The organism is Vibrio sp. ECSMB14106 (genome assembly GCF_000972265.1).
Taxonomy (GTDB): Bacteria; Pseudomonadota; Gammaproteobacteria; order Enterobacterales; family Vibrionaceae; genus Vibrio; species Vibrio kanaloae.
Window position 1 is genome coordinate 33108 of sequence record NZ_LAUM01000030.1, and the last position, 19654, is coordinate 52761.

The 19654-nt window shown below is 44.2% G+C and carries 21 protein-coding genes; all 21 read right to left on the minus strand.

Annotated elements, in window-relative coordinates; translation table 11 throughout:
* Positions 1–20: 20 nt before the first annotated feature.
* Positions 21–1655 (minus strand): sensor domain-containing diguanylate cyclase, encoded by a 1635-nt coding sequence (locus tag WR49_RS17330; protein WP_046224851.1) that lies wholly within the window; start codon positions 1653–1655, stop codon positions 21–23.
* Between the two features lie 222 nt (positions 1656–1877).
* Complete coding sequence (gene glmU, locus WR49_RS17335) at positions 1878–3239, minus strand: bifunctional UDP-N-acetylglucosamine diphosphorylase/glucosamine-1-phosphate N-acetyltransferase GlmU (protein ID WP_046224852.1); 1362 nt, start codon at positions 3237–3239, stop codon at positions 1878–1880.
* A 183-nt stretch (positions 3240–3422) separates the two neighbouring features.
* The gene (locus WR49_RS17340; protein WP_017055450.1) at positions 3423–3845 is read right to left on the minus strand and encodes a F0F1 ATP synthase subunit epsilon; all 423 of its coding nucleotides are present in this window, start codon (positions 3843–3845) and stop codon (positions 3423–3425) included.
* An 18-nt stretch (positions 3846–3863) separates the two neighbouring features.
* The gene (atpD, locus tag WR49_RS17345; RefSeq protein WP_009848119.1) at positions 3864–5267 is read right to left on the minus strand and encodes a F0F1 ATP synthase subunit beta; all 1404 of its coding nucleotides are present in this window, start codon (positions 5265–5267) and stop codon (positions 3864–3866) included.
* Between the two features lie 51 nt (positions 5268–5318).
* Positions 5319–6185 (minus strand): F0F1 ATP synthase subunit gamma, encoded by an 867-nt coding sequence (gene atpG, locus WR49_RS17350; RefSeq protein ID WP_046224853.1) that lies wholly within the window; start codon positions 6183–6185, stop codon positions 5319–5321.
* A gap of 48 nt (positions 6186–6233) precedes the next feature.
* Positions 6234–7775 (minus strand): F0F1 ATP synthase subunit alpha, encoded by a 1542-nt coding sequence (atpA, locus tag WR49_RS17355; RefSeq protein ID WP_046224854.1) that lies wholly within the window; start codon positions 7773–7775, stop codon positions 6234–6236.
* Positions 7776–7788: 13 nt separating this feature from the next.
* Entirely contained in the window at positions 7789–8322 is a 534-nt protein-coding gene (gene atpH / locus WR49_RS17360; RefSeq protein ID WP_046224855.1) for a F0F1 ATP synthase subunit delta, read from the minus strand.
* A gap of 15 nt (positions 8323–8337) precedes the next feature.
* A complete protein-coding gene (gene atpF, locus WR49_RS17365) occupies positions 8338–8808 on the minus strand; it encodes a F0F1 ATP synthase subunit B (protein ID WP_032547868.1) in 471 nt (156 codons plus the stop codon).
* A gap of 58 nt (positions 8809–8866) precedes the next feature.
* Complete coding sequence (gene atpE, locus WR49_RS17370; protein ID WP_004411110.1) at positions 8867–9124, minus strand: F0F1 ATP synthase subunit C; 258 nt, start codon at positions 9122–9124, stop codon at positions 8867–8869.
* A gap of 49 nt (positions 9125–9173) precedes the next feature.
* A complete protein-coding gene (gene atpB, locus WR49_RS17375; protein ID WP_009848124.1) occupies positions 9174–9971 on the minus strand; it encodes a F0F1 ATP synthase subunit A in 798 nt (265 codons plus the stop codon).
* Positions 9972–9979: 8 nt separating this feature from the next.
* Complete coding sequence (locus tag WR49_RS17380) at positions 9980–10369, minus strand: F0F1 ATP synthase subunit I (RefSeq protein WP_010433210.1); 390 nt, start codon at positions 10367–10369, stop codon at positions 9980–9982.
* 192 nt (positions 10370–10561) lie between these two features.
* Positions 10562–11443, minus strand: coding sequence for a ParB/RepB/Spo0J family partition protein (locus WR49_RS17385; protein ID WP_017055454.1), 882 nt, complete (start codon positions 11441–11443; stop codon positions 10562–10564).
* 23 nt (positions 11444–11466) lie between these two features.
* A complete protein-coding gene (locus WR49_RS17390; RefSeq protein WP_029626854.1) occupies positions 11467–12240 on the minus strand; it encodes a ParA family protein in 774 nt (257 codons plus the stop codon).
* Positions 12241–12254: 14 nt separating this feature from the next.
* Positions 12255–12887 (minus strand): 16S rRNA (guanine(527)-N(7))-methyltransferase RsmG, encoded by a 633-nt coding sequence (rsmG, locus tag WR49_RS17395; protein ID WP_046224856.1) that lies wholly within the window; start codon positions 12885–12887, stop codon positions 12255–12257.
* Positions 12887–14782: a tRNA uridine-5-carboxymethylaminomethyl(34) synthesis enzyme MnmG gene (gene mnmG, locus WR49_RS17400; protein ID WP_046224857.1), complete on the minus strand. Its 1896-nt coding sequence runs from the start codon at positions 14780–14782 to the stop codon at positions 12887–12889. Before mnmG ends, rsmG begins: the two co-directional genes overlap by 1 nt.
* A 482-nt stretch (positions 14783–15264) precedes the next feature.
* Positions 15265–15699, minus strand: a complete 435-nt coding sequence (gene mioC / locus WR49_RS17405) for an FMN-binding protein MioC (RefSeq protein ID WP_046224858.1) — start codon at positions 15697–15699, stop codon at positions 15265–15267.
* A gap of 51 nt (positions 15700–15750) precedes the next feature.
* Positions 15751–17112, minus strand: coding sequence for a tRNA uridine-5-carboxymethylaminomethyl(34) synthesis GTPase MnmE (gene mnmE, locus WR49_RS17410; RefSeq protein ID WP_046224859.1), 1362 nt, complete (start codon positions 17110–17112; stop codon positions 15751–15753).
* 130 nt (positions 17113–17242) lie between these two features.
* Complete coding sequence (yidC, locus tag WR49_RS17415) at positions 17243–18862, minus strand: membrane protein insertase YidC (RefSeq protein WP_017055477.1); 1620 nt, start codon at positions 18860–18862, stop codon at positions 17243–17245.
* A 2-nt stretch (positions 18863–18864) separates the two neighbouring features.
* Complete coding sequence (gene yidD / locus WR49_RS21165) at positions 18865–19122, minus strand: membrane protein insertion efficiency factor YidD (protein ID WP_077681038.1); 258 nt, start codon at positions 19120–19122, stop codon at positions 18865–18867.
* Positions 19089–19412 carry a ribonuclease P protein component gene (gene rnpA, locus WR49_RS17420; RefSeq protein ID WP_017055478.1) on the minus strand — a complete coding sequence of 108 codons (324 nt, stop codon included), beginning with the start codon at positions 19410–19412 and terminating at the stop codon, positions 19089–19091. Before rnpA ends, yidD begins: the two co-directional genes overlap by 34 nt.
* Positions 19413–19457: 45 nt before the next feature.
* Entirely contained in the window at positions 19458–19592 is a 135-nt protein-coding gene (gene rpmH, locus WR49_RS17425) for a 50S ribosomal protein L34 (protein ID WP_004735800.1), read from the minus strand.
* Between the last annotated feature and the right edge of the window lie 62 nt (positions 19593–19654).

Sequence of the window (19654 nt, forward strand, 5' to 3'; positions counted from 1 at the left end):
TACCTACACTTAATATCAACTTACTGTTTTGGTAACGACGTCGAAACCTCTTCACCATCGGCAACTTCTAGTGCTGGCGCTTTATGACGACTGTATTCATCATAGTTAACCACTCGGCTACGTCCCATATCTTTCGCCATGTAGAGCGCTTTATCTGCCATCTTCACCAAAGACTCGGTATTAGATGCAGGCTTAGGGTACATAGCGACACCAATTGAAACACCTAACTGACCTAGTGAAAGCCCTTTATGTTCAAGGTGCATAGAACGCACGGCATCACACAGTGTCTGACCAAATTCCGTCGCTTGTTGCATTGAATAGTGCGGAAGCAATACTGCGAGCTCCTCACCCCCCAACCTGCAGGCTATCTCATCGTCACTCACACTTTGTTTGAGCAGCGTGCTGATCTCTTTTAAGACGAAATCACCCGCATCATGACCAAAATTATCATTGAAACGTTTGAAGTGATCTAAATCGAGCATCAATAGCGACAAAGGTTGATCGCTGGTGGCTGAATTCATTGAGTGCTCTTCTAACTTCTGATCAAAGAAACGACGATTGAATAAGCCGGTTAATGGGTCGCTTAAGGCTTGTGAACGCAACTTCTCTTGCAGGCTCAGATTAGCCAACGCTAAACCGAGATGTTCTGAAACACTAAAAGCTAACTGTTCGGTAATCGGGTCAATTTTGATGTCGCCCTGACCAAAGTAAAGATGCATTATACCAATAGTATTACCGTGTGCAGTCAACGGGATACAGAGGGTTTGGTTGTTGTCCATTTCATGCATATGGCCACAGCTCAATGAGTGGAAATCATTATTAGACAAGTGAGCCCGTCCTTTACGTAACGACCAGCATTCTTCAGGGGCAAAGCTTGCGCTTCCTGGCCATATATCTCCCCAATCAAGTTGCGTAATCAGTTGATTTCGAGATGCCCTCATCAAAGAAACACTGCCGTTCACGTTACCTAAAATTCTCGGCAAAATATCAGAGACAATCTGCTGGGCTTCCACCATGTTATTACACGCTGCAAGCATATTCGCTAGACGGTGCATCAGTTCGATTTCATAGGTTCTTTGGCGAATACGCTCGTCTTGTTTCTTTTGCTCTTCTTCCACTTTATGAACGATTTGACAGTTGCTCACATAAGACGTACCAATCAAAAAACTCAAGCTCAGCAATACCATACCAATTAGAATTCCCATTAATTGGAAATTCATCTGCTTAAGTTGGTGCATTGGCAAAGAAATTATCACAACGAAATCTTGCCCGTTAACGCTCTCTTTCATTGAATAATAAATTCGGTCTACTGAGGTTACGGTACTAAAGCGCACATCACTGCCCGTGCCTTGTTGAAGTGCTTGCTTGAATTCAGGACGGTTACCATGATTTTCAACTCTAGCCAATGCATGGTCAGACAGATCCGTATCACCAATCACGACACCATCAAGATTAATAACCTGAATTCTTAATCGTGTATTGGCTTGAGTCAGGTTGCCAATGTAATCATCGACATCCATATCAGACGTAAATAGCTCGCTGTCTTCGCGAATTTCATAAATAACATCTGACATTAAAGAAACCAAATGGTCACGCTCATTCTCAACCACCAGCTTTTCCAAGGTTATATAAAAACCATACAGGCCTATTAACATTGAAAAAGATAAAATAATTATCGGCAACGTTTGCCATTTCTTTTCAACCAGCCTCACAAAAAACCAACCTTAAACACACCGAGTAATATTCGAAGATTAACAACCAGTTTAAAAAACACAATCATCAAATAGATTGTTTCATTAACTATGAGTACCTAGTACAAAAAAGCCAGTAGCTAAGCTACTGGCTCTCATTACTTCACTAATAACAAAACTGAGCGACTATTTTTTCTTAACCGGACGCTGCCAGTTAGCTATCTTACGTTCTTTAGCGCGGCTGATAACAAGTTCATTTTCAGAAACATCACGTGTTACCGTCGAGCCTGCACCAACAGTGGCGCCGTTTCCAATAATCACAGGTGCGATCAACTGACTATCAGAACCAACAAACACGTCATCGCCAATGATGGTCTTAAACTTATTTGCACCATCATAATTACAAGTGATAGCGCCCGCACCAACATTGACACGTTGACCGATTTCCGCATCACCTAGGTAAGTAAGGTGATTAGCTTTAGAACCCTCACCAAGACGAGTGTTCTTCACTTCAACAAAGTTACCTACATGCGAATCGTTACGCATGTCAGCACCAGGACGCAGACGAGTGAAAGGACCAACTGTGCAGTCTTCACCAACGGTCGCACCTTCAATTACGCTGTATGGACGAATTACGGTGTTGTCATCAATTTCACAGTCTTTCAATACACAGCCCGTACCAATAATCACGTTGTCGCCAATGCTTACGCTGCCTTCAATAATAACGTTGGTGTCGATCTCAACATCCATACCGCACTGCAGTTCACCACGTAGGTCAAAGCGGCTTGGATCGCGTAACATAACACCTTGTTTCAATAGTTTATCAGCCTGATCAGCTTGATAAGCTCGCTCTAGACGAGCCAATTGAGAACGGTCGTTAACGCCTTCAACTTCAATTGGACTTATCGGATGCACGGCTTCAACCGCACGACCTTCATCGTGAGCTGCTGCGATAACGTCAGTCAGGTAGTATTCACCTTGGGCGTTGTCGTTGCTTAGGCCAGACAACCAACGCTTCAGGTCACCACCAGTCGCCACCATAACGCCAGTGTTGATCTCTTTGATAAGCTTCTGCTCATCGGTTGCGTCTTTTTGTTCAACGATAGCGACAACAGGGCCATTACGACGAATAATGCGACCGTAGCCCATTGGGTTGTCTAACACGACCGTAAGTAGCGCGATGCCACCGTTTGGTTGAGCGTCTAATAGGTTTTCAATAGTTTCAGGCGAGATGAGTGGCACATCTCCGTACAGCACTAGTACCTTTTCATCATCAGCAAAGTGCGCAGATGCTTGATCCACCGCGTGACCTGTACCCAACTGATCGGCTTGCAGAGCCCAATTCACAGACTCTTCAGCTAGAGTCGCTTGCATCTGCTCACCACCATGACCGTAGACCAAATGGATGTTTTGAGCACCTAAACCATTACAGGTATCGATAACATGTTTCACCATTGGCTTGCCCGCAAGTGTATGCAGAACCTTTGGTGTATTTGAATACATGCGAGTACCTTTGCCCGCTGCGAGAATGACTGCGCTAAACTTCATTGTAAACCTATCCAACATTTTTTTTATTAAGCCGATATTGTAACCGTTTTTGGCTTACGAATTAAATCGCAATAGCAATTTAACCAGTACTTATACGTAAACGGAGCATTTTTGATATATCCAAAATACAAAAAGGCGACCCTTAGGTCGCCTTTATCTCAGAATCGATAATCTTATAAAAGATTAACGACGCCTTTTTGTCAGTTCGATAACTCGTAACTGAGCAATGGCTTTAGCCAGTTCACCGGCCGCTTGTGCGAAGTCTATGTCGCCATGCTGATTTTGGATATTCTCCACAGCCTTGCGTTTAGCTTCTTCCGCCTTTGCTGCGTCTAGCTCTTCACCACGGATAGCTGTATCAGCTAGTACAGTCGCTGTACCAGGCTGAACTTCTACCATACCACCAGAAACATAAATAATTTCTTCGTGGCCGTGTTGCTTAACAATACGCACCATACCAGGCTTGATAGCGGTCAGCAGTGGAGTATGACCATGGAAAATACCAAGTTCACCCTCACTACCGGTCACCTGAAACGTCTCAACAAGACCAGAGAAAATTTGCTTCTCGGCACTTACAACGTCTAGGTGAAAGGTTATTGCTGCCATATCGCCTCCTAGTTAGCCTTATAGCTTCTTAGCATTCTCGATAGCTTCGTCAATTGCACCACAGTACATGAACGCTTGCTCTGGAATGTCATCGTATTCACCAGATAGAAGACCTTGGAAGCCACGTAGAGTCTCTTTAAGAGGTACGTAAACACCTGGGTCACCTGTAAATACTTCCGCTACGTGGTAAGGCTGAGTTAGGAACTTCTCAATCTTACGAGCACGAGATACAACTTGCTTATCTTCTTCAGATAGCTCATCCATACCTAGGATAGCAATGATATCTTTCAGCTCTTTGTAGCGCTGAAGAGTAGACTGAACGCCACGAGCGATGTCGTAGTGTTCTTGTCCAACTACCAATGGATCCAGTTGACGTGAAGTAGAATCTAGCGGGTCGATCGCTGGGTAGAGACCCATAGATGCGATGTTACGGTTAAGTACAACCGTTGCATCCAAGTGAGCGAACGTTGTTGCTGGAGACGGGTCAGTCAAGTCATCCGCAGGTACATATACCGCCTGTACAGACGTGATAGAACCAGCTTTAGTTGACGTGATACGCTCTTGTAGAACACCCATTTCTTCAGCTAGTGTAGGTTGGTAACCTACCGCAGAAGGCATACGGCCTAGAAGTGCTGATACTTCAGTACCTGCTAGTGTATAACGGTAGATGTTATCAACGAACAGTAGAACGTCACGACCTTCGTCACGGAAGCGCTCAGCCATTGTTAGACCAGTCAGTGCAACACGTAGACGGTTACCTGGTGGCTCGTTCATCTGACCGTAAACCATCGCTACTTTTGACTCTTCAGGTTTTTCGATGTTTACAACACCGGCTTCCTGCATTTCAAAGTAGAAATCGTTACCTTCACGAGTACGCTCACCTACACCTGCAAATACAGATAGGCCTGAGTGTTGAAGTGCGATGTTGTTGATAAGTTCCATCATGTTAACGGTCTTACCTACACCAGCACCACCGAATAGACCGATTTTACCACCCTTAGCGAATGGACAAATCAAGTCGATTACTTTAACACCAGTTTCTAGAAGAGCTGTCTCGTTAGACTGCTCTTCGTAGCTTGGAGCTTCACGGTGAATGGCGTAATGCTCTTCAGCACCAATTTCACCACACTCATCAATCGCGTCCCCTAGGACATTCATGATACGACCCAATGTCTTAGTACCTACTGGTACTGAGATTGGAGCGCCAGTATTTTCAACTGTCAAACCACGACGTAAACCATCAGAGCTACCCATTACGATTGCGCGAACTACGCCACCGCCAAGTTGTTGCTGAACTTCAAGAACTAGACGCTCTTTCACTTCATTAACATTCAGAGCATCGTATACACGAGGTACTTCGCCCTGTGGGAACTCTACGTCGACTACCGCACCGATGATCTGTACGATCTTACCTGTAGCCATCGTTAATCCTCTAACTATTTAGTTTTACCTAAGCTTAAACCGAATAAGCGATTAAACTGCTGATGCGCCTGAAACGATCTCAGAAAGTTCTTGTGTGATTGCCGCTTGACGCGCTTTGTTATACACAAGTTCTAAGTCATCAATAATGTCACCAGCGTTATCTGTTGCTGATTTCATTGCAATCATTCGAGCCGCTTGCTCACAAGCAAGATTCTCTACCACACCTTGATACACTTGAGATTCGACATAGCGAACTAATAATGCATCTAGTAGTGGTTTTGGCTCAGGCTCATAAATATAGTCCCAAGCATGATCGCGTTTCATTTCTTCGCTATTTGATTTAGGCAAAGGAAGTAATTGATCGATCGTTGGTTCTTGTACCATAGTGTTTTCAAACTTATTGAACACTACGAACAGGCGGTCTAACTCGCCTTCATCATATTTCTTCAGCATAACGCTTACAGAGCCAATCAAATCTTCAAGGCTTGGGCGATCACCCAGACCAGAAACTTGAGCTGCTACTTTCGCGCCGCTGTTATTGAAAAATGCTGTCGCTTTTGAACCTACAATTGCAAGCTCAACGTCAGCACCTTTCTCAGACCAATTTTTCATGTCATTCATGGCTTTCTTGAACAAGTTAATGTTCAAACCACCACAAAGACCACGGTCTGTAGAAACGATGATGTAACCAACACGTTTGGCTTCACGTTCCTCAAGATAAGGATGCTTATACTCGAGGCTACCATTAGCCAAATGACCGATCACTTTACGCATTGTTTCTGCATATGGACGAGTAGCTTCCATTGCGTCTTGAGAACGACGCATTTTTGAAGCTGCTACCATTTCCATTGCTTTCGTAATCTTCTGTGTGCTTTTAACACTACCGATTTTATTACGTATCTCTTTTGCGCCGGCCATCGTTACTCTCCGTTAATGGTATGAGGTGGCCCTAAGACCACCCACCAATTACCAGGTCTGGGTTGCCTTGAAATCGTCAACAAGCTTCTTCAGCTCAGCTTCGATTTCTTTATTGAAAGCACCCGTTGTGTCGATCTGAGTTGCTAGATCGGCATATTGACCACGAGCAAACGACAGTAAAGCAGCTTCAAAGTCTAGAACTTTAGAAAGTTCTACATCTTCAAGGTATCCACGCTCTGCAGCGAAGATTACTAAAGCTTGGTCGAATACAGACATAGGAGCGTATTGCATCTGCTTCATCAGTTCTGTAACTTTTTGACCATGGTCTAGCTGCTTCTTAGTCGCTTCATCAAGATCCGATGAGAACTGTGCAAATGCAGCAAGTTCACGGTATTGAGCTAGAGCTGTACGAATACCGCCAGATAGCTTCTTGATGATTTTAGTCTGCGCCGAACCACCTACACGTGAAACTGAGATACCAGGGTCAACAGCTGGACGTACGCCGGCGTTGAATAGCTCAGTTTGTAGGAAGATCTGACCGTCGGTAATCGAGATTACGTTCGTTGGTACGAATGCAGATACGTCACCAGCTTGCGTTTCGATGATAGGAAGAGCAGTTAAAGAACCAGTCTTGCCTTTCACTTCGCCGTTAGTGAACTTTTCTACGTATGCTTCGCTTACACGAGCAGCACGCTCTAGTAGACGAGAGTGAAGGTAGAAAACATCACCTGGGAACGCTTCACGACCTGGTGGACGCTTAAGTAGTAGCGAGATTTGACGGTAAGCTACCGCTTGCTTAGATAGATCATCATAAACAATCAGTGCATCTTCGCCGCGATCACGGAAGTATTCACCCATCGCACAACCAGCATACGGTGCAAGGTATTGCAGCGCTGCAGATTCAGAAGCCGATGCAACAACAACAACAGTGTTTGCTAGTGCGCCGTGCTCTTCTAGTTTGCGAACTACGTTAGCAATAGTCGACGCTTTTTGGCCGATAGCTACGTAGATAGAGAAAATACCAGAGTTTTTCTGGTTGATAATCGCATCGATCGCCATGGCTGTTTTACCAGTCTGACGGTCACCGATTACGAGTTCACGTTGACCACGACCGATAGGGATCATTGAGTCAACTGACTTGTAACCAGTTTGAACAGGTTGATCTACCGATTTACGGTCGATTACACCTGGTGCGATAATTTCTACAGGCGAAGTTAATTTCGCTTCGATAGGACCTTTACCATCAATTGGCTCACCTAGCGTGTTTACAACACGACCAAGCATTTCAGGACCTACTGGTACTTCAAGAATACGACCAGTACCTGTAACTTTCATGCCTTCCTGTAGGTCAGCATACGGGCCCATTACAACAGCACCAACCGAATCACGGTTCAAGTTTAGTGCTAGCGCGTAACGGCCACCCGGTAGTTCGATCATTTCACCTTGCATCACGTCCGCTAGGCCGTGAATGCTAAGGATGCCATCGCTTACAGAAACGATAGTACCTTCATTGCGAGCTTCACTAACAACGTCGAAAGATTCAATACGTTGTTTAATTAGATCGCTAATTTCAGTGGAATTAAGTTGCATGCTCCAATCCCCATTAAGACTGCAATGCATCGCTCAGGCGGTCAAGACGACTGCGCGCTGAGTTATCGATGACTAGGTCTCCGGCTCGAATAATAACTCCACTAAGTAGAGTCTCATCTATACTGCAATTCAGCTGAACTTTGCGCGCTAGGCGCTGTTCCAATTTGCTGCTGATATCTGCACGTTGTTCTTTAGAAAGCTCAACCGCTGAAGTTACTTCAACGTCGATCTCTTTTTCATGCTCTTGTTTGAGCAATAAGAACTGTTTACACACATCAGGAAAGGCCATTAAACGACCATTTTCAGCCATCACTTTAATCAAGTTTTGACCGAATTCATCAAATTGTTCGCCACAAATTACAATGAATATTTCAGCTAATTTTTCAGCAGTCATAGAGCTGCTTAATAAATTATGAACATCATCATTTTGTGCCACTTCGGCAGCAAAAGTAAGCATCTGACCCCATTGGTCTAGCTCACCTTTATCTACCGCAAAGTCAAACGCTGCTTTAGCATAGGGGCGTGCGATTGTAGTCAAATCAGACATATACAGCCCCTTGCTTTAAAGTTTTGCAGTAATGTTGTTAAGAAGATCATCGTGTACATCTTTATCGATTGTACGTTCAAGGATTTTCTCAGCACCAGCTATAGCCAGAGTTGCGACTTGTTTGCGCAGGTCATCACGGGCACGTGTGCGTTCAGCTTCAAGTTCTGCTTCAGCGTGCGCTAAGATTTTCTGGCGTTCTGCCTGAGCCTCTTCGCGAGCTTCATCAATAATTTGAGCTTTACGTTTATTTGCCTGTTCAATAACCTCAGTTGCAGTGCGCTTCGCTTCCTTCATTTGCTCAGAAGCGTTGGCTTGTGCCAGGTTCAAGTCTTTAGCAGCGCGCTCAGCGGCTACAAGACCGTCAGCAATTTTCTTCTGACGTTCTTCAATTGCTTGCATGATTGGCGGCCATACATATTTCATGCAGAACCAAACAAACAGTGTAAAAGCAATTGCTTGACCCAGCAGAGTTGCGTTCATATTCACAACAGCTACCCCTCGTTAAGAATCAACTACAAAAATTTAATTAACTATTAAAAGCTAATTAGCCTGCTAGTTGACCAACAAATGGGTTAGCAAACGTGAATAGTAGTGCGATTACGATACCGATCATTGGAACAGCATCCAGTAGACCAGCGATGATGAACATCTTAACTTGTAGCATTGGAGCCATTTCAGGTTGACGCGCAGCGCCCTCTAGGAATTTACCACCAAGAATAGCAAAACCAATTGCAGTACCTACGGCACAAAGACCAACAATAATAGCAACAGCGATTGCTGAAAAACTTAGTACAGTTTCCATTTACGTTCTCCGATTAACATTAATAGTTAGAATAAAGCTTAAAAATTTTTTAGTGATCACTATCTTCATGAGCCATTGATAAGTAAACGATTGTCAACATCATGAAAACAAACGCTTGAATCAAAATAACTAAGATATGGAAGATAGCCCAAGGTAGTGCACCTACCCATTGTAAGTACCACGGTAGCATTGCCGCGATAAGAATAAACACCACCTCACCCGCAAACATATTACCAAATAAACGCATACCTAGAGATAGTGGCTTCGCTAATAACGAAATTACCTCAAGTACCAAGTTAAATGGGATCATGATTGGGTGATTAAATGGATGCAGTGCCAATTCTTTAGCAAATCCGCCTAGGCCTTTCACTTTGATGCTGTAGTAGATCATCAGAGCAAAAACACCCAAAGCCATTGCCATAGTTATATTTACATCAGCTGTAGGAACCACTTTCAAGTAAGGGATACCTAACCAATGCTCTGCTGGATATGGTAAGAAATCGATTGGCACTAAGTCCATCAAGTTCATAATAATAATCCAGCAGAATATAGTCAGTGCGAGTGGGGCAATCAGAGGGTTGCGACCATGGAAAGTTTCTTTAACGTTGTCGCCAACGAATTCCACTACCATTTCGACAAAACACTGAAGCTTACCAGGTACACCTACTGTTGCTTTCTTAGCGACTGAGCGAAAAACCCAAAGGAATAACATCCCTGTCAACACCGAAAAAAACAGACTGTCTATATGTACGTTCCAGAAACTTGTTTCCTCTACAAGACCAAACTTAGCTAAAGAGAGGTTTTGTAAATGGTGTTCAATGTATCCGGATGCTGTTGGCGCAGCCATAACTCATCCTATTTTTTATTGTTAATGAAAAGCACTGGCGCAAAGATATTAATACCTAGAACCAGTAAATAGGTCAGTTTGAGGGGAATTAATTCCACCTGCATATACATGTAGACAATAGAGAATAGTAGAACTGTGATTAAGATTTTTAGAGCTTCGCCTGCATAGAACGACGCCGCAACTAACTTAGTTGCGCGAGCTCCACAAAATAGGAAAGCACACACACAAAAAACCACATTAGCAATGACAAAAATACCGCCACCGACCAATGCAGCAAAACCCCAATCAGGATTAACAGCTAAACCTAACCCTATTGCCACTAATATAACCGCGCTAAGCTCGATCAATAACATTTGCTTTGCAAGCACTCGTCCTGGTCTTGCTAACGCCGCTACCATGTATTCGTTCCTCTTTTAAGCCCACTAAATCACTCGCTTAAAAGCGTGCTGAGAAATTGGCAAAAATTATACGTTCAGCCAAATCGATTGCAATAACAATGCAGCAATCATTTACATTTTTGTATACAAACCTACAACTTTTGTACAAAATTACTTATTTATTACATAATTGACCTAAATCAATTATCTCATTTAGTACTCTAGTTTAGCAATAAGTTGCTCTAATTTGTGAGGCTCATCAAGAGTAATCGTCACTTTTGACTTACCACTAACAGAACGAGTAACTGAAACGTTTGCTTGCAATTTTTCCGTAAGTCTTCGTGAAAGTTCGATAGCTTCTGTGTCTTCAGGCTTCGATTCTGTCTCAACCTCTGGTTTTAAGCATTTTTTAACAAGCTGCTCAATTTGACGCACGGTCATTTTCTTGTTTACCGCAGTATTTGCCGCTTCAACCTGGATATCACCTTCAAGGGCAAGCAGTGCTCGAGCGTGCCCCATTTCAAGTTGCTTTGATACAACTAAAGCCTTCACAGGTTCAGCCAACTGATTCAAGCGCAGTAAGTTACTGACCGTCGCACGTGACTTACCAATCACCTCAGCAACCTTTTGGTGCGTCAGTTCAAATTCGTTCTGTAAGCGCTCTAGCGCTTGTGCTTCTTCGATAACATTCAAGTCTTCACGTTGAATATTCTCGATCAATGCCATTGCAATAGCAGCCTTGTCTTCCACTCTCTTTATCAAACACGGCACTTGTTTCAAACCAGCTTGACGAGCCGCTCTCCAACGACGCTCACCAGCGATAATCTCAAACTGGTCGTGCGCTAAAGGGCGTACTACGATTGGCTGAATAATGCCTTGAGACTGGATTGAAGCTGCTAGTTCTTCTAGTGCTTCAGGCGCAATATCCTTACGCGGTTGATAAACACCTGGCTTTAAGCAACCAACAGCCAGCTCTGTCAATTCCCCATCAGCCGACAAAGCCTGACTATGAGAAGCAACGTGCTGTTTTTCACGAGCCAACGAGCTAGTTGCAAGCAATGCATCTAGCCCCTTTCCTAAACCACGCTTAGACATTGAGCGAATTCCTTTGGTTAGACCTATACTGGGACTTCTTCACGACGCAACATTTCACCAGCAAGAGCTAGGTATGCCTTCGCGCCTGCAGAATATTTGTCGTAGTACATTGCTGGCTTGCCATGACTCGGCGCTTCTGCCAAACGTACATTTCTAGGGATGACAGTTCGATAAACTTTATTACCGAAATGTTTTTTAAGCTGATCAGATACTTCATTAGATAAGCGATTACGAGGATCGTACATAGTACGCAGAAGACCTTCGATCTTCAGGTTCTCGTTTACGACCGCTGCAAGCTTACTGATGGTATCCATCAACGCCGTTAAACCTTCTAGAGCAAAATATTCACATTGCATCGGAACCAATACGGAATCAGCTGCCGCCATTGCATTAATTGTAAGAAGGTTTAGAGAAGGTGGGCAATCAATAAAGATGAAATCATAGTTATCACGAACTGATGCCAGTGCGCTCTTAAGGCGAACTTCACGGGCAAACACTTCCATTAACTTAATTTCTGCCGCCGTAACATCACCGTTGGCAGCAATGAGATCGTAATTGCCCGATGTACTTCGACAAACTACCTCATCAAATGAGGTGTCTTCAACTAACAAATCGTAAGCAGTTGCTTCAACTTGATATTTATCGACACCACTTGCCATAGTGGCATTACCTTGAGGATCGAGGTCAACAACCAAGACCTTGCGTTTTGTTGCCGCCATTGATGCTGCTAAGTTAATGCAAGTTGTTGTTTTTCCTACGCCGCCCTTCTGGTTGGCAATTGCTACAATTCTACCCACTATGGCCTCGCTGATTATCCCTGACGCGATAAAGTAACTAGATGACGCTCTCCATTAAGCTCTGGCACTTGCAAAGCTTTAATGTCTGTCACTGAACACCATTCAGGTAACAGGTCGATTTCGTCTTTAGGATGTTGTCCCTTAAGAGCCAAAAATACACCGGATTGCTCTTTAGGTAAATGGTGACACCACTCTACCATGTCTGTCATTGACGCAAATGCGCGACTGAGCACGACATCAAACTTTTCTTCAGGTTGAAATTCTTCAACACGGCTTTGAATCGGTACTACGTTATCGATACCCAATTCATGAACGACCTGCTTAATAAAACGAATACGCTTACCTAAGCTATCCAGCAAGTAAAACTCACCGTCTGGGTTCATGATTGAGAGAGGAATCCCTGGCAATCCAGGCCCCGTACCTATATCAATAAAACGTTTTCCTTGTAAGTGGGTACTAACAATGATGCTATCTAAGATATGTTTCACCATCATTTCTAACGGGTCACGCACCGATGTTAAGTTATAAGCTTTGTTCCATTTGTTGAGTAATTCAACATAACTAACCAACTGGCCACGTTGTTTTTCAGAGACTTCAAGTTCCGTCTGACCAATCAGGTGATCCAGTTTTTCGCGTAATGCGCTCATTATGCCTCCTCACCTTTTTTTAACAGGCCATGCTTTTTCAGATAAACCAAAAGAATTGAGATTGCCGCAGGCGTAATCCCTGAAATACGAGAAGCAAGACCTATCGAGTCTGGCTTAGTGGTTGTGAGCTTGAGAACCACCTCGTTAGAAAGTCCTTTAATTTGGCTGTAGTCGATATCAGCAGGCAATTTGGTATTTTCATGACGAAGTGATTTTGCAATTTCGTCTTGTTGGCGTTGGATATAGCCTTCGTACTTCACTTGGATCTCAACTTGCTCAGATGCTTGTTGATCTTCCAATGCTGGAGCAAAACGATCCAATTCAGTTAACTGTGAATAAGTCATCTCAGGGCGACGAAGAAGATCTTCACCACTTGCCTCTCGAGACATTGGTGTTTTTAGGATCTGATTAAGCGCACCGATATCTTCAGATTTTGGATTCATCCATGTTTCTTTTAAACGTTGACGCTCTTTCTCAATATTTTCCACTTTCTCGTTGAATCGAGCCCAACGAGCATCGCCCACTAAGCCAAGCTCGCGAGACTTCTCAGTCAATCGAATATCAGCGTTATCTTCACGAAGCAACAGACGGTATTCCGCACGAGACGTAAACATACGGTAAGGTTCTTTAGTGCCCATGGTTGATAGGTCATCAATAAGAACGCCCATGTAAGCTTGGTCTCGACGTGGGCTCCAGGCTTCTTTGCCTTGCGTAAATAAACTCGCGTTAAGACCTGCCATCAAGCCTTGCGCAGCTGCTTCTTCATAACCGGTCGTACCGTTAATCTGCCCCGCAAAAAACAGCCCCTTAATAAACTTAGTTTCGTAACTCAGCTTTAGGTCGCGAGGGTCAAAGAAGTCGTACTCAATCGCATAGCCAGGACGAACAATATGGGCATTTTCAAACCCCTTCATTGAATGAACGATTTTAACTTGAACGTCAAACGGCAGACTGGTTGAGATACCATTAGGGTATAGCTCGTGTGTCGTAAGACCTTCAGGCTCAATGAAAATTTGATGGCTGTTCTTGTCAGCAAAACGCATCACTTTATCTTCAATCGAAGGACAGTAGCGAGGGCCAATGCCTTCAATCACCCCTGCATACATTGGGCTTCGGTCTAGGTTAGCACGAATAACATCATGCGTATTTTCATTAGTATGTGTGATGTAACATGGAATTTGGCGAGGCTGTTGAGCTCGATTTCCCATGAACGAGAAAACAGGGGTCGGGTTATCACCATGTTGAACCTCAAGCTCAGAAAAATCGACACTGCGTGCATCGATACGAGGAGGGGTACCTGTTTTCAGGCGATCAACTCTAAATGGAAGATCACGAAGTCGGTCAGCAAGAGCGATCGATGGTGGATCCCCCGCACGACCACCCGATGAACTTTCCATCCCAATATGGATCTTTCCACCCAAGAATGTGCCGACCGTCAGTACCACTGCGTTAGCACGGAATTTAAGGCCCATCTGTGTCACCACGCCCACCACTTGATCCTGTTCCACGATCAAGTCATCAACCGATTGTTGGAACAACGTCAGATTCGGTGTGTTTTCTAGCACATTACGAACAAAGGATTTGTAAAGTATGCGGTCAGCTTGTGCACGAGTTGCACGAACTGCTGGACCTTTTGATGCGTTTAATGTTCTGAACTGAATACCTGCATGATCAATAGCTTGCGCCATTAATCCACCCATAGCATCGACCTCTTTTACCAAGTGGCCTTTACCGATCCCGCCGATAGCTGGGTTACAAGACATTTGTCCTAATGTATCGATATTATGAGTGAGTAATAACGTACTTTGACCAGTACGTGCAGATGCGAGTGCGGCTTCCGTTCCAGCATGGCCACCACCAACAACGATGACGTCAAATTTTTCGTGATAAAGCATGAACCGACCTCAGGTATTCAAACGTTTTCTAAACAGATAAAAAGGAGCGATATACTACCTGTTTTCCTTGCTTGAGAAAACGTTTTTGGAGTTTTTCAAAAAAGCTGTTTTTAATTAATATAGATAAGATCTTTAAAGAGATCTTTTATTAGATCTATTATTAGGATCGAGGATGTCTGTGGATAAGTCAAAAATGATCAACAAGATCATGGATCTTTTTTGGATCAAATGATGTGATCTAACTTTGATCAGGTTGAGGATTAGCTGGGATCAAAATGGCTACTTATTCACAGGGGGAAATTATCCTAAAACTTGTTATTTGGATAACTATAGGTTAATCACCGTATATGTATGATCTTATCCACAGAGAAAATAGAAAATAAATCGTCGATTTTCCATTTTTTTGAAAAAAAGTTATTCACAATCACGATATTCGGAGGTAAAAAAAGCGGCATAAGCCGCTTTTTGGAAGAAAGAAGCGGTTAAAACTGGTCAATATGATCGTTAAACCAGGCTTCAGCTGCATCTTCAGGGACTGGGGTTTCCAATACATCGATGCTAAAACAGTCTGAAATAGACTGTGCTCCGAGGTTTTCCAGTTGGCTGTGGACTGATTTTCCCGCTAAACAAAAGGTATCGTAGCTTGAATCTCCTAGTGCCACGACAGCAAAGCGAACCTGGCTTAAGTCTGGAGAATGCTGGGTTAATGCGTCGATAAACGGCTTAATATTGTCTGGGAACTCACCGGCACCGTGAGTTGAAGTCACCAATAGCCAAAAGCCTTGTTGTGCAATATCATCGTAATCTGGCTGATTATGCAGGGTTATTTCATGTCCTTGTTCTTCAAGAAGATCATTAAGGTGATCGCCAACGTATTCAGCACCGCCCAAGGTGCTGCCTGTAATAATATGGATCATTAAGCTGTCCTTACTAAAGAAAAAAAGCCAGCATAAGCCGGCTTTTAAAGGTTATTTACCAATACAGAATGAAGAGAATATACGACCTAAAAGATCATCTGAGCTGAACTCACCAGTAATCTCATTAAGATGCTGTTGGGTGATACGTAGCTCTTCCGCCAAGATCTCTCCTGCCATGTAACCTTCAAGCTGTTGTTTGCCGATATCTAGGTGATCCGATGCTCTTTCTAAGGCGTCCAAGTGACGGCGACGTGCCATGAAGCCACCTTCATGGCCACCAGCAAAGCCCATGCATTCTTTTAGATGGCTACGTAGTGCATCGATACCTTCGCCTGTTTTAGCTGATAAGCGAATCAAGGTCGGATCGTTAACGTGACAAATTCCTAGCTCTTCACTGGTTTGGTCCGCTTTATTGCGAATCACCGTCATGCCTATGTTATTTGGTAAACGATCAACGAAATCTGGCCAAATATCTTTTGGCTCAGTGGCACCTGTAGTCGTTCCATCCACCATAAATAAAACACGGTCTGCCTGAGAAATTTCTTCCCAAGCGCGTTCTATACCGATTCTTTCTACTTCATCGGAAGCATCACGTAGGCCTGCGGTATCGATAATATGCAATGGCATGCCATCGATATGGATATGTTCACGAAGCACATCTCGTGTGGTACCGGCAATATCGGTCACAATCGCAGACTCTTTGCCTGATAGTGCGTTCAATAGACTGGATTTCCCAGCGTTTGGACGGCCTGCTATCACCACCTTCATACCTTCACGCATGATTGCGCCTTGGTTGGCTTCTTGGCGTACGGATTCGAGGTTGTCGATGATAGCCTGTAAGTCAGCACTTACTTTGCCGTCAGCAAGGAAATCGATTTCTTCTTCAGGGAAGTCGATCGCTGCTTCAACATAGATTCGCAGATGAATCAGTGAATCGACCAGCGTGTTAATACGCTTAGAGAACTCACCTTGTAGTGATTGAAGCGCCGATTTTGCTGCTTCTTCTGAACTTGCATCAATTAAGTCAGCAATCGCTTCGGCTTGCGTTAAGTCCATTTTGTCGTTCAAGAAGGCACGCTCAGAGAACTCACCTGGACGCGCGGCACGTACGCCTGAGATAGTTAGGATGCGTTTGATTAGCATGTCCATAACCACTGGGCCACCGTGGCCTTGCAGCTCTAACACGTCTTCGCCAGTGAACGAATGTGGGTTAGGGAAGTAAAGCGCGATACCTTGGTCGAGCTCGATGCCATCGGCAGATTTGAAAGGCAAGTACTCAGCGTAGCGAGGCTTAAGTGTTTTTCCTGTTAGTTCTAGGGCAACCTGAGTCGCCAATGGGCCGGAAACGCGGATAATACCGACGCCACCACGTCCGGGCGCGGTCGCTTGAGCAACAATCGTATCTGTAGTCATAGGTGTGCCTGCTAGCATGTGAAGGCCAAAAAGGGGCGTTCTCGATTAATCAATTAGCTGAATTGTAATCAGCTAAAAACAAAAAGGCGACCTTTTGGTCGCCTTTCTTTATCTCTTTCTATTCTTGAACTTACTTAGAATGTAAGCCTTTCTTTTCCAGCGCGCGGTAGATAAGCGTTTGCTGAATCAGAGTTACGATGTTCGATACTAGCCAGTAAAGAACCAGACCTGAAGGGAAGAACAGGAAGAAGAATGTGAACATAACCGGCATAAAGGTCATGATCTTCTGCTGCATTGGATCCGTTACCGTTGTCGGGCTCATCTTCTGGATTAGGAACATTGAAGCACCCATCAGAAGTGGCAAGATGTAGTATGGGTCTTGCGCTGAAAGGTCAGTAATCCAACCGAAAAACGGTGAGTGACGCAGTTCTACAGACTCCATTAATGCCCAGTATAGCGAAATAAATATAGGCATTTGTAAGATGATAGGTAAACAGCCACCTAGTGGGTTTACTTTCTCTTTCTTGTACAACTCCATCATTTCTTGGCTCATGCGTTGACGGTCGTCGCCAATACGCTCACGCATTGCAGTCAGCTTAGGCTGAAGCATGCGCATTTTCGCCATAGATGTGTACTGGGCTTTCGTTAGTGGGTACATAGCACCACGAACGATAAATGTTAGACAGATGATTGCCAGACCCCAGTTCACAACGATGCCTTGAATGAACGAAAGCAGAGTATGAAGTGGTTTAGCAATGAACCACAACCAACCGTAGTCAACTACTAGGTCTAGGCTTGGTGCAACAGCAGCCATTTGATCTTGAAGTTTAGGACCAACCCAAAGTGTTGCTTTGAAGCTCGCTTCGTCGCCAGTCGCGATGGTCTTGTTCGGCATGCGCACACCGATGTCACCAAGGTTTCCGATTACACGAGTGTAAAGGTTGCTGCCTGCTTCGTCGCGTGGGATCCATGCACTTGCAAAGTAGTGTTGAATCATCGCAGCCCAACCCTGACCATTTGCTAGGTTAAGAGACAGGTTGCGATCTTGCATGTCGTCGAAGCTGTATTTTTTGTAACGCGTATCTTCCGTAGAGTAAGCACCACCACGGTACGTTGGCATGGTTAGGCTACCGCCGTCATCCATAACGTTTTGACGTAGGTGAGCGTACATGCCGAATGTCGCGTTGTTACCAGAATTGTTGATTACATCGTATTCAACGTCAATCGCGTAGCTGCCGCGCTTAAGTACGAATGTTTTTGTGTAATCAAGGCCGTTCGCTTGGTAAGTCATTGGGATGCGTAGTTCATCTTGACCTTCAGCTAGAGTAAAGCTGTCTGCTGAAACCGTATAGCTAGGGCGGTTCGTGCTGCTTAAATCGATACCTTGAGGACCCACTAGACCGCTTTGAGCGATAAATTGGTGACCAGGTTCGTTTTTAAGAAGAACAAAAGTGTCTTCAGAATCGAACTCAGCAGAGTAATCATTAAGGTTCGCTTTAACGACATCACCACCAACCGTATCAATTGACAGCGTCAGTACATCAGTTGTTACTGTGATAGCTTTTGCAGCAGCAACTTGACCTGGAGCTGGGTCTAGATCATCTGCATAAGATGGTGCTGGTAGTGTGCTGCCAGATTGTGCCTGCTCAACCGCTTGTGGAGCTGGGTTCTTCGCTACGTTCCATTGTTGGAAAAGTAGGAAAGAAACCAAAGCCAATGCGATTAACAGGATATTACGTTGAGAATCCATCGTTATTTATCTCTGTCTTGTTTTGGGACTGGTGGAACGGGGTCAAAGCCACCTTCATTCAAAGGATGGCATTTTAATAGACGTTTGCCTGATAACCAACACCCTTTTACAAAACCGTGAGCTTTCAACGCTTCTATCGCATATAAAGAGCAGGTTGGAGTAAATCGGCAGCGTGGGCCGATGAGTGGACTAATAAACCATCTATAAAAATAGATGGGTATTAGCGCTATCCACGCGAAGGGCGAGACAGGCGAAGCCATAATTTGTCGAGTAGCTTGAACATTTCTTCATTGCTTAAATCTTGCGCGCTCTTTTTAGCGATTACAACAAAATCTTTGTTAGGGAGTTTGTGTTGAGTGTTACGAAAGCTTTCACGAGTAAGACGCTTGAATCGATTACGACCCACGGCGGTTTTAATCTGCTTTTTCGGAACGGCTAATCCAAGACGAGGATTTGAAAGAGAGTTATTTCGAGCAATGATGGTGAAATGAGGGGAGCCAGCTCGATGAGCTTGCTTGAAGACATTTTGATAATGTTCGGGAGTTAACAAGCGTAACTCCCGACCGAAGGCTAGCTTATTCAAAATAATCAAAGATTACTTAGAAAGACGCTTACGGCCTTTTGCACGACGTGCATTGATTGTTGCGCGACCGTTCTTAGTAGCCATGCGAGCACGGAAACCGTGTGTACGCTTACGCTTTAGAACTGTAGGTTGAAAAGTGCGTTTCATTGTAATTACCTTACTGATCAGTAGTTTTAGGTTTTTGTTAAACCCGGCGTGGGTATTTTTTC

Excerpts from the sequence above, each read along its gene's own strand:
- atpE (WP_004411110.1), bottom strand. The coding sequence starts at position 9,124 with ATGGAAACTGTACTAAGTTTTTCAGCAATCGCTGTTGCTATTATTGTT.
- atpA (WP_046224854.1), bottom strand. The coding sequence starts at position 7,775 with ATGCAACTTAATTCCACTGAAATTAGCGATCTAATTAAACAACGTATT.
- mioC (WP_046224858.1), bottom strand. The coding sequence starts at position 15,699 with ATGATCCATATTATTACAGGCAGCACCTTGGGCGGTGCTGAATACGTT.
- yidC (WP_017055477.1), bottom strand. The coding sequence starts at position 18,862 with ATGGATTCTCAACGTAATATCCTGTTAATCGCATTGGCTTTGGTTTCT.
- WR49_RS17385 (WP_017055454.1), bottom strand. The coding sequence starts at position 11,443 with ATGTCTAAGCGTGGTTTAGGAAAGGGGCTAGATGCATTGCTTGCAACT.
- atpB (WP_009848124.1), bottom strand. The coding sequence starts at position 9,971 with ATGGCTGCGCCAACAGCATCCGGATACATTGAACACCATTTACAAAAC.
- WR49_RS17330 (WP_046224851.1), bottom strand. The coding sequence starts at position 1,655 with ATGTTAATAGGCCTGTATGGTTTTTATATAACCTTGGAAAAGCTGGTG.
- WR49_RS17340 (WP_017055450.1), bottom strand. The coding sequence starts at position 3,845 with ATGGCAGCAATAACCTTTCACCTAGACGTTGTAAGTGCCGAGAAGCAA.
- mnmE (WP_046224859.1), bottom strand. The coding sequence starts at position 17,112 with ATGACTACAGATACGATTGTTGCTCAAGCGACCGCGCCCGGACGTGGT.
- atpH (WP_046224855.1), bottom strand. The coding sequence starts at position 8,322 with ATGTCTGATTTGACTACAATCGCACGCCCCTATGCTAAAGCAGCGTTT.
- glmU (WP_046224852.1), bottom strand. The coding sequence starts at position 3,239 with ATGAAGTTTAGCGCAGTCATTCTCGCAGCGGGCAAAGGTACTCGCATG.
- rpmH (WP_004735800.1), bottom strand. The coding sequence starts at position 19,592 with ATGAAACGCACTTTTCAACCTACAGTTCTAAAGCGTAAGCGTACACAC.
- WR49_RS17380 (WP_010433210.1), bottom strand. The coding sequence starts at position 10,369 with ATGGTAGCGGCGTTAGCAAGACCAGGACGAGTGCTTGCAAAGCAAATG.
- atpG (WP_046224853.1), bottom strand. The coding sequence starts at position 6,185 with ATGGCCGGCGCAAAAGAGATACGTAATAAAATCGGTAGTGTTAAAAGC.
- atpD (WP_009848119.1), bottom strand. The coding sequence starts at position 5,267 with ATGGCTACAGGTAAGATCGTACAGATCATCGGTGCGGTAGTCGACGTA.
- yidD (WP_077681038.1), bottom strand. The coding sequence starts at position 19,122 with ATGGCTTCGCCTGTCTCGCCCTTCGCGTGGATAGCGCTAATACCCATC.
- mnmG (WP_046224857.1), bottom strand. The coding sequence starts at position 14,782 with ATGCTTTATCACGAAAAATTTGACGTCATCGTTGTTGGTGGTGGCCAT.
- rsmG (WP_046224856.1), bottom strand. The coding sequence starts at position 12,887 with ATGAGCGCATTACGCGAAAAACTGGATCACCTGATTGGTCAGACGGAA.